Origin of the sequence: Arthrobacter sp. Soil761 (assembly GCF_001428325.1) — a bacterium.
Lineage (GTDB): Bacteria > Actinomycetota > Actinomycetes > Actinomycetales > Micrococcaceae > Arthrobacter.
On sequence record NZ_LMSF01000028.1, the window covers coordinates 396,756 to 405,776 of the forward strand.

7 protein-coding genes and 1 pseudogene are annotated in these 9,021 nt (G+C 66.2%); 3 read left to right on the forward strand and 5 right to left on the reverse strand.

Annotation, left to right across the window (positions count from 1 at the left end; all coding sequences use genetic code 11):
- Nucleotides 1–92: 92 nt before the first annotated feature.
- A complete protein-coding gene (locus ASG79_RS16390) occupies nucleotides 93–560 on the reverse strand; it encodes an Lrp/AsnC family transcriptional regulator (RefSeq protein WP_018769718.1) in 468 nt (155 codons plus the stop codon).
- 323 nt (nucleotides 561–883) lie between these two features.
- Here ASG79_RS16390 and gluQRS point away from each other — a divergent pair, with 323 nt between their 5' ends.
- Together gluQRS and ASG79_RS16400 are read left to right on the forward strand one after the other, a co-directional pair.
- Nucleotides 884–1,783, forward strand: a complete 900-nt coding sequence (gene gluQRS / locus ASG79_RS16395) for a tRNA glutamyl-Q(34) synthetase GluQRS (RefSeq protein WP_056392511.1) — start codon at nucleotides 884–886, stop codon at nucleotides 1,781–1,783.
- A gap of 9 nt (nucleotides 1,784–1,792) precedes the next feature.
- The gene (locus ASG79_RS16400) at nucleotides 1,793–2,416 is read left to right on the forward strand and encodes an HD domain-containing protein (RefSeq protein ID WP_018769716.1); all 624 of its coding nucleotides are present in this window, start codon (nucleotides 1,793–1,795) and stop codon (nucleotides 2,414–2,416) included.
- Here the strand turns inward: ASG79_RS16400 and ASG79_RS16405 are convergent.
- The 3 genes from ASG79_RS16405 to ASG79_RS16415 all read right to left on the reverse strand — a co-directional run bounded on the left by ASG79_RS16405 (nucleotide 2,383) and on the right by ASG79_RS16415 (nucleotide 5,411).
- A complete protein-coding gene (locus tag ASG79_RS16405; protein WP_056392545.1) occupies nucleotides 2,383–2,931 on the reverse strand; it encodes a flavodoxin domain-containing protein in 549 nt (182 codons plus the stop codon). The two genes, ASG79_RS16400 and ASG79_RS16405, sit on opposite strands and share 34 nt — an antisense overlap.
- Nucleotides 2,932–3,023: 92 nt before the next feature.
- Entirely contained in the window at nucleotides 3,024–4,340 is a 1,317-nt protein-coding gene (locus ASG79_RS16410) for an ATP-binding protein (RefSeq protein ID WP_018769714.1), read from the reverse strand.
- 123 nt (nucleotides 4,341–4,463) lie between these two features.
- Complete coding sequence (locus ASG79_RS16415; RefSeq protein WP_018769713.1) at nucleotides 4,464–5,411, reverse strand: L-lactate dehydrogenase; 948 nt, start codon at nucleotides 5,409–5,411, stop codon at nucleotides 4,464–4,466.
- A gap of 90 nt (nucleotides 5,412–5,501) precedes the next feature.
- Between ASG79_RS16415 and ggt the strand changes: the two genes are divergently transcribed.
- Nucleotides 5,502–7,355: a gamma-glutamyltransferase gene (gene ggt / locus ASG79_RS16420; protein ID WP_056392512.1), complete on the forward strand. Its 1,854-nt coding sequence runs from the start codon at nucleotides 5,502–5,504 to the stop codon at nucleotides 7,353–7,355.
- A gap of 230 nt (nucleotides 7,356–7,585) precedes the next feature.
- Here ggt and ASG79_RS16425 read toward each other — a convergent pair.
- Nucleotides 7,586–9,021: pseudogene (locus tag ASG79_RS16425) on the reverse strand (amino acid permease); the annotation flags it as partial.

Sequence of the window (9,021 nt, forward strand, 5' to 3'; positions counted from 1 at the left end):
CCTGTTGGCTCCCCCGCTGTTGGCTCTTCCGTGCCAGCCTAACGGGGCATCCTCCGTGCGGCGATGGGGAGTGGTGCCCCTGTGGTCCCCGCCTACTCCGCCTGGTCCCCCAGGAGCCCGGTGGTCCGGTACGGGATGACTTCGCGGAGGAACATGCTGGTGGACGTGCGGACGATGCCCGGGCAGAGCCGGATCTCCTCCGACACCCGGTAGAGGTCGTCGGGGCTCTTGGCCACCACGCGGATCAAGAGGTCGGTATCGCCGGCCGGCGCATGGCACTCCAGGACTTCGGGAATTTCACGCAGGGCAGCGATGGCCTCGTTCAGGTGGCTCTGGTCCAGCTCTGCGCTGACCGCGGCGGCCACGCCCCGTCCCAGGGCCGCCGGAAGCACCCGGCTGCTGTTGGGGCGGAGGGCGCCGGATGCCGTCATCCGCTCCAGCCGGCTCTGGACGGTTCCGCGGGCGAGGCCCAGCCGCTGGGCAAGCACCATGATGGGGACACGCGGATCCTGGTCCAGGGCATTCAGGATGCGCCGGTCGGTGGCGTCCAGTTCCTGCAATCTGACCACTTCCTGTTGCTGCTGGCCTCAGGGATTGATCAAACTGATCAACTCAAGTTGGGCCAATTGTCCCAACTGTATGTTCTCTGCTGGGATATTGGCAACAAGGACAAAAGCTACCGCTGGTCCGCGCAGGCTACAGTTTCCCCGGCACACCACCCGGCACCTGGACACCGCTTCCCGCAAGGAAGCCGCCGCTGATTGACGCTTGTTCACACCACGCTCATTCTGCAAACACGGCAAGAGCCCCTGAGCTACCGACGCCCGCCTCCCGGAGTCATCGGTAGCTGAGGGGCTCTTGTGCTTCCGTCTAGGCTTAATCCATGACCTCCGCCGGCCGCTTCGCCCCCAGCCCGTCCGGTGAGCTGCACGTGGGAAACCTGCGGACCGCCATCCTCGCCTGGCTTTTCGCCCGCTCCACCGGACGCCGCTTCCTGCTGCGGGTGGAGGACCTGGACCGCGCCCGCGCAGGAGCGGAGGCCGTGCAGCTGCGCGATCTGGCGGCAGTGGGCATCACCTGGGACGGCGATGTGGTCCGGCAAACCGACCGCGGGCCCCTCTACGCCGCGGCGATCACACGGCTTGAAGAGTCCGGCCTGACGTACGAGTGCTTCTGCACCCGCCGCGAGATCCAGGAGGCGCCGTCCGCCCCGCATGCTCCGCAGGGTGCCTATCCCGGCACATGCCGCAACCTGGACCGGGCGGAACTGGACTACAAGCGGTCCACGCGGCCGGCCGCCATCCGCCTGCGGGCGGATGTGCGGGAATACACGGTCCAGGACGTCCTCCACGGCGAGTTCACCGGGGCTGTGGACGACTTCGTGCTTCGCAGGAATGACGGGGTAACCGCCTACAACCTTGCCGTCGTGGTGGATGATGCCGCGCAGGGCATAGACCAGGTGGTCCGCGGCGACGACCTGCTCCCCTCAACGCCCAGGCAGGCTTATCTCGCCTCGCTCCTGCATATTCCCGTCCCGGAATATGTGCATGTTCCCTTGGTGGTGAACCGCGACGGCCTGCGGCTGGCAAAGCGCGATGGAGCGGTCACGCTGGCGGACCTCGCCCAGGCCGGGGTGGGTGCCCACGACGTGCGGAACCTGCTGCTGGAGTCCCTGGGATTACCCGCCGGAACGCTGGGCCACGCACTGCAGGCCCTGGACCCGGCACGGTTGCCCAGCGAACCCTGGGTGTGGCCCGGGATGGACCGCCCGGCCGCTGGCTAAGCTTGGTAGATGTCAGACGAGCACATTCCGGCCCAGGCCCGGACGCCAAGGTTCACGGTGGAGACCGCCAAAGTCCTCGCAGAGGTTGCCCACAACCGGCAGAAGGACAAGCTGAAGCGGCCCTACCGGGACCATGTCCTTGCCGTCGGGGATGCCCTGGCGGACTTCGACGACGAGATCCGGATCGCGGGTTACCTCCACGACATCGCCGAGGACACACCGATGACACGGCAGGCCCTGCTGGACATGGGGGTTCCCGAGCGCTCCGTGGACATCATCGAGCGCGTCACCAACCGCCTGCACAGCGACCCCGACGATTACCAGTCCGGCATCCGTGAGATCGCCGGGGACCATGACGCCGCCCTGGTCAAGATCGCCGACAATGCGCACAACTCCCTGCCCGAACGCGTCCAGGCGCTGGCGGAGAAGTGGCCGGACAAGCCCCCGGTGACAAAGTACCGGGACGCCAGGCCGGTGCTTTACGCAGCCGTGGAGGTGGAGGAGGTCCGCAAGATTTTGGCTCGGGCCAATCCGTGGCTGCTGGAGGAATTCGACGCGCAGCTGGATGAGGCCGATGACACCGACTACGAGAACCTCCGCTACGATTCCGGCCCGGGCTCCCGCTCCAAGTAGACCAGTAACTCCTCCGCGAACCGCCGCACCCCGTCCCATTCCGTGTAGATGTAGTCGCGGCCGGTGTCCGTATCCGGGCTGCCCTGGCCGCTGACGATCTTCTTCATCATCATGCGCTTGAGGAATCCGTACTGGGTGTAGAGGAGGGCGCCGCCGAACATCGCCACCTTGTCAGGATGCCAGCCGGTGCTGTCCTCGAACTCCGCAACGTACTTTTCCGCCTCTTCCGGCTCCGCGTGCGCCGAGAGGCTGACCGAGAACAGGGCGGCCGGCAGGCGCTCCAGGCCGGACCGGTTCCGGCGGACAAAATCGGCCACGTAGCCCTCGTGCTTCCCGGCATGGATGGAAGCACCCACTATGACGCCGTCATAGCCGTCAGGCAGGCCGTGGTCTGCGTGCTTGAGGTCCAACGTGTCGGCCTGGTGCCCGTGGGCCTGCAGGACATCAGAGATGTAGTCGGCGATGCGGGCCGTTTGCCCTTCCGAAGTTCCGTACGGGATCAGGATTCTTGCCATGACCACTACTCTGGCGTCCGCCCGGAACCGGGCAAAGGGGCAAAGGTCCCTGTATGCGGTGCCCTGCAGGCGTCATCCGGAGCAGCCGGGGACTAGACCCGTCCCAGCGCTTCGATGTCCTCCAGGAAGTCCGCCTGCACCTCCGCGCTCACGGTGGTGCGGGTATCACCAATGGCGTCGAGGTAGTCCTGGGTGGAGGGACCTTTCCTGACGGCGGCGCGGACGGAAACGTCGCCCCCGGAGGCCAGCCCGCCGTCGTCGTACACGGCTTTTTCCAGCGCCCGTTGGGAGGCGCTGCGGGCCGCGTACTCGATGTCGGCCGGGGAGAAGCCCTCGGTACGTTCCACCAAGAGTTCGACGTCCACGGCGTCCACCACGGCCGCCGGGATGAAACGCTGCCACATCGCCTCCCGGGCCTGCCGGTCCGGCAGCCCGATGGGGATGACGTAGTCGAACCGCCCGTGGCGCAGGAAGGCCGAGTCGAGGGCGCGGATGAAGTTGGTGGCGCAGACCAGGAGCCTGCCGGGCTGTTCCCGGAATGCGGGAATGATCTTCAGCAGCTCGTTGGTCACCCCCTGCAGCGGTGACGGCGGATCACCGGCGCGCTGGGAGGCGATCTCCTCCACCTCGTCGATGAACACCACCGCGTGCTCCAGTTCCGCGATTTCCAGGAAGGTCTCGCGCAGCGCACCGGCCAGGCCCTGCGGGTCGCCGGCCAGGCGGGACGGGAAGACCTCCACGAACGGCCACTCCAGCCGGGAGGCGATGGCCTTGGCAAAGGTGGTCTTGCCGGTGCCGGGAGGCCCGAAAAGGACGACGGCGCGCGGCGGCACCACGCCGAATTCATCGGCCAGGTCCGCCTCGGCGAGCGGCAGCACCAGGCGCCGTTCCAGCAGTTCCTTTTCCCTGCGCATGCCGGCAACGTTTTCCCAAAGGTCGCGGGCCAGGACGCGGCCGCCCAGCTGGCCCAGGGCGCCGAGCTCCTGGCGCTGGACGGGAATGGTCCGCTCGAAGTAGCGCAGGTTCTTCTTGAGTGCGAAGCCGCGGCCCAGGAAGGCCTCCACTCGGGTTTCGGACTCAGGCATCAGGGCGGAGAGCTTGTTCAGGCCGTGCGGGGCCATCCGGTTTTCGACGGCGGCGAGCAGCGAGGTGCCGATGCCCCTGCCGCGGTACTCGGGAAGGGTGGCCAGGAACACGATCCAGCCCTGGTCGTGCGCCGCCCGTCCCACGGCGGCGCCCACCACCTGCTCGCCCTGCACCGCAACGACCGCATGGTCTTTTTCGCACGATGCCAGGACCTCGGACAGGGCGTATACGGGTTCGACGTTGTGGGCCTTGAGCGTCTCCCACAGGTGCAGGATGCCGTCCAGGTCCGCCGAGTGGAAATCCCTGATCCGCCAGTTGGTCATGCGTTACTCCTGTTGGTTCGTCATTGAGCCAGTCGTGGTCGAGCCAGCGTGGACATCTCAGGTGAGCATATGTGAAGCAGGCACCGGGCGGGGTTGCGGTGGCGTTGCATGACGTGCCGCTGCTCAAACCCCCAGCATGTCCATCGTGTTCCGCAGCGTGTCCGCGGAATGGTGCAGGGCGGCCAGCTCGACGTCGTCCATGGGCGTTTCCAGGACGCGGTGCACCCCGCCCCTTCCCACCACGCTGGGGAGGGACAGCGCCACGCCGGAAATCCCGTACAGCCCCGACAGCACAGTGGAAACCGGAAGGACAGCGTTGTCGTCCCGGAGCAGCGCCTCCACAATGCGGGCACCGGACAGGCCGATGGCGTAGTTCGTGGCCCCTTTTCCGGCGATGACCTTGTAGGCGGCCTGCACCACTTCACGGGCGGTGCCGGCGAGGTATTCGGGCGTGAAGATCCGCTCCCCGCCCACCGTCCAGTCCCTGATGGGGACCGGACCGATCGTGGCGCCGGACCACAACGGGAACTCCGTGTCCCCGTGCTCTCCCACCATGCTGGCGTGGACGCTTGTAACGGAAACCCCGGCCTCCAGGGCCAGGAGCCACCGCAGCCGGGACGTATCCAGCACCGTGCCGGAGGAGAAAATCCGTTCCGGTGGCAGCCCGGAGATGCGCTGGGCAGCCACCGTCAGGACGTCGCAGGGGTTGGTCACCAGGACATAGACAGCATCCGGCGCACGTTCCAGCAGAGGCGGCATCAGCTGCTCGAGGATCCGAACATTGGTCCCCGCCAGGTCAAGGCGGCTCTGGCCTGGGTTCTGCTTGGCGCCGGCCGTGATGACCACGACGTCGGCGCCTTCCGTGACGGCGATATCCCCGCCGCCGGTGACGGTGGCCGACGCCGCGGCGAACTGGCTGCCGTGGGCAAGATCCAGTGCTTCCGCCTCCGCCTTGGGCGTGTTGACGTCGTACAAGGCGATACTGCTGGCGGAGCCGCGGATCAGCGCGGCGTACGCCAGCGACGTCCCGACGCTCCCGGCGCCCACCACTGCGAGCTTGGATCCTGCCATGCTGCACTCTCCCTTTCCGGAGCCGTTGAGTGTGTCCTACCCGAAGAGTAGCGTGGCCCACATCACTCAAATCCCCAATTAGGAGCCACCATGCCACATTATGGAGGCCGGCTCGCAGCTGTTACTGCAGCGCTGGCTATGAGCGTTACCACCGGGGCCATCAGTCCTGCTTTTGCCACCAACCAACACGGCGCCGATGAACGGCACACGGACAAGAATCCCACCGCCACCGGTTACGGCGGTGCCGTCAGCACCGTGGACCCGGAAGCTTCAGCGGCGGCCATTGACGTCCTCCGTCACGGAGGCAACGCTGTGGACGCCGCCGTGGCTGCTGCGGCCACCCTTGGCGTCACCGAACCCTACAGCGCCGGCATTGGCGGCGGCGGTTATTTCGTTTACTACGACGCGACGTCCGGAAAGGTCAGCACCATTGACGGCCGCGAGACGGCTCCGGCGGGGATTACCCATGATGCGTTCATCGATCCGGCCACCGGCAAGCCCTACCCGTTCACTCCCGAGCTTGTCACCAGTGGCGTCTCGGTGGGTGTTCCGGGGACGCCTGCCACCTGGGAGCGCGCGCTGGAGCGCTGGGGAAAGTTCAGCCTGAAGAAGGCGCTGGAACCCGCCATCGAGGTGGCGGACCGCGGGTTCGTGGTGGACGAGACGTTCCGGAGCCAGACGGCGGACAACCAGAAACGGTTTGAAGCCTTCACCTCAACCAAGGACCTGTACCTGCATAACGGGAAGCTCCCGGAGGTGGGCTCGGTCTTCAAGAACCCTGACCTCGCAGACACCTACCGGCTGCTGGCAGACAAGGGCATGGACGCGTTCTACGACGGAGCGTTGGCCAAGGAGATCGCCAAGACCGTACAGAACCCGCCCAAGTCTCCGGACACCAAGCTTCCTGTGCCCAAAGGCTCCATGACCGAGGAGGACCTGGAGCACTACAAGGCCCTGGACCAGGACCCCACCCACGTGAACTACCGTGGCTATGACGTCTACGGCATGGCACCCTCCAGCAGTGGCGGCACCACCGTGGGTGAGTCGCTGAACATCCTGGACGTGTTCAACCTCCCGTCCCTCAAGGCTGACCAGCCCGCCGTGCTGCACCACTACCTGGAGGCCAGCGCCCTGGCTTTCGCGGACCGTGCCAAGTACGTGGGGGACCCCGCGTTCGTGAAGGTGCCCACCAAGGCGCTGACCGATCCCATCTTCGGCAAGGAGCGTGCCTGCGAGCTTGATCCCATGCACGCGGCTATTAAGCCCTTGAAGACCGCAGGCGATGTCACCTCCTACGACGGCACCTGCCCGGTCAAACCGGCTGCGCTCGCGGATGAGAAGGACACGGAAAACATCTCCACCACCAACATGACCGTCTCGGACAAGTGGGGCAACGTCGTCGAGTACACGCTGACCATCGAACAGACCGGCGGCTCCGGCATGGTGGTTCCCGGCCGCGGGTTCCTGCTCAACAACGAGCTGACCGACTTCTCCACGGTCTATGACCCTGCCGACCCCAACCGGATCGAGCCGGGCAAGCGGCCGCGGTCGTCCATGTCGCCCACCATCCTGCTGGAGGACGGCAAGCCGTTCCTGGCCCTGGGCTCCCCGGGCGGCTCCACCATCATCACCACGGTGCTGCAGACGCTGGTCAACCGCATCGACCTGGGCATGAGCATCCCGGACGCCATCGCCGCTCCCCGTGCTTCACAGCGGAACACCAAGGCCGTCACTGCTGAGCCGGCGTTCATCGACAAGTACGGCGCAGCACTGACGTCGCGCTTCGCGCACACCCTGACCCCATCGGGCGACTCGTTCTCCTCCGCCTCGGAGATCGGGGCGGCCACCGCCATCGAATTCCTGGGGGACGGCCGGACACTAGCGGCAGCCGAGCCGGTCAGGCGCGGCGGCGGATCGGCCATGGTGGTCAAACCGTCAAAGTAGAAGAGCCACTGCCTTAAACGCCCGACGGCGGCACCCGGCTCCTGGATTTCCAGGACCTGGGTGCCGCCGTCGTTCAGGGCAGCTACTTTTTGAAGGTCTCCGCCGGGGCATTGGCAACCACCGGCGACATGCCGGTGTAGCCGTCGCGGGTTTCGGCGATTTGGCGGATGCGGGTGCGGCAGGCGTACCAGCCGGCGACCATGAGGATGGAGGCGATGGCGGTGACGAGNCCGGTGTAGCCGTCGCGGGTTTCGGCGATTTGGCGGATGCGGGTGCGGCAGGCGTACCAGCCGGCGACCATGAGGATGGAGGCGATGGCGGTGACGAGCATGGTCAGGGGTGAGTCGATGAAGACCATGATGAGGACGCCGATGAGGAAGAGCAGGGAGAGGTAGCCGGTGTAGGGGGCGCCGAACATGCGGAAGGAGGGGCGGGTGACCCAGCCTTTGTCGGCCCAGCGTTTRAGTTGGATTTGGCACAGGACGATGGTGGCCCAGGTCATGATGATGCCGACGGAGGCGATGTTCAGGACGATTTCGAAGGCTTCGGCGGGGACGAGGTAGTTCAGGGGGACGCCGAGGAGGGAGACGGTGGCGGTGATGGCGATGCCGCCGTAGGGGACGCCTGCTTTGTTCATGCGGGAGGCGAAGCGGGGTGCGGAGCCGTTGACGGACATGGAGCGCAGGATCCGGCCGGTGGAGTAGAGTCCGGCGTTCAGGGAGGACAGGGCGGCGGTGAGGACGACGAGGTTCATGATGACGTCTACGCCCTGGACGCCGATGGAGCCGAAGAAGGTCACGAAGGGGCTGACGCCTTTTTGGTAGGAGGTGAAGGGCAGCAGCAGGGCCAGGAGGATCACGGAGCCGACGTAGAACACGGCGATGCGGAAGACCACGGAGTTGATGGCCTTGGGCATGATTTTTTCGGGGTTTTCGGTTTCGCCGGCGGCGGTGCCGACGAGTTCGATGGAGGCGTAGGCGAACAGGACGCCTTGCATGAGGATGATCATGGGCAGCAGGCCGTTGGGGAAGATCCCGCCGTTGTCGGACAGGAGGCTGATGCCGACCTGTTGGCCGTCCACGGGGGTGCCGAAGATGACGAAGTAGGTGCCGATGATGAGGAACGCGACCAGGGCGGCGACCTTGATCAGGGCGAACCAGAATTCCATTTCGCCGAAGACCTTGACCGAGACCAGGTTCAGGGCCAGGACGACGATGAGGGCGGTCAGTGCCCAGGCCCACTGGGGGACGTCGGCCATCCAGGGGATGTAGTTGCCGAAGAAGTGCATGTAGAGGGCGGCGGCGGTGATGTCCACGATGGTGGTGGTGGCCCAGTTGATCCAGTAGAACCAGCCGGAGACGAACGCGGCTTTTTCGCCGAAGAATTCGCGGGCGTAGGAGACGAACGAGCCCGAGGAGGGCCGGTGCAGGACCAGTTCGCCCAGGGCGCGCAGGATCAGGAACGCGAAGAAYCCGCAGACCGCGTAGGCGATGACCAGGGACGGGCCCGCGGCGTTGAGCCGGCCGCCGGCGCCCAGGAACAGGCCGGTGCCGATCGCGCCGCCGATCGCGATCATCTGGATCTGCCGGGGCTTGAGGTTCTTGTGGTAACCCTTGTCCTCCGCGTGCAGGGAGGTCTCGGACGCATGCGCGTGACCACCATCAAT

Bases quoted from the DNA above. Each gene is read 5' to 3' on its own strand.
- gluQRS (WP_056392511.1), top strand. From the start codon at position 884: ATGACCTCCGCCGGCCGCTTCGCCCCCAGCCCGTCCGGTGAGCTGCAC.
- ASG79_RS16400 (WP_018769716.1), top strand. From the start codon at position 1,793: ATGTCAGACGAGCACATTCCGGCCCAGGCCCGGACGCCAAGGTTCACG.
- ASG79_RS16405 (WP_056392545.1), bottom strand. From the start codon at position 2,931: ATGGCAAGAATCCTGATCCCGTACGGAACTTCGGAAGGGCAAACGGCC.
- ASG79_RS16410 (WP_018769714.1), bottom strand. From the start codon at position 4,340: ATGACCAACTGGCGGATCAGGGATTTCCACTCGGCGGACCTGGACGGC.
- ASG79_RS16415 (WP_018769713.1), bottom strand. From the start codon at position 5,411: ATGGCAGGATCCAAGCTCGCAGTGGTGGGCGCCGGGAGCGTCGGGACG.
- ggt (WP_056392512.1), top strand. From the start codon at position 5,502: ATGCCACATTATGGAGGCCGGCTCGCAGCTGTTACTGCAGCGCTGGCT.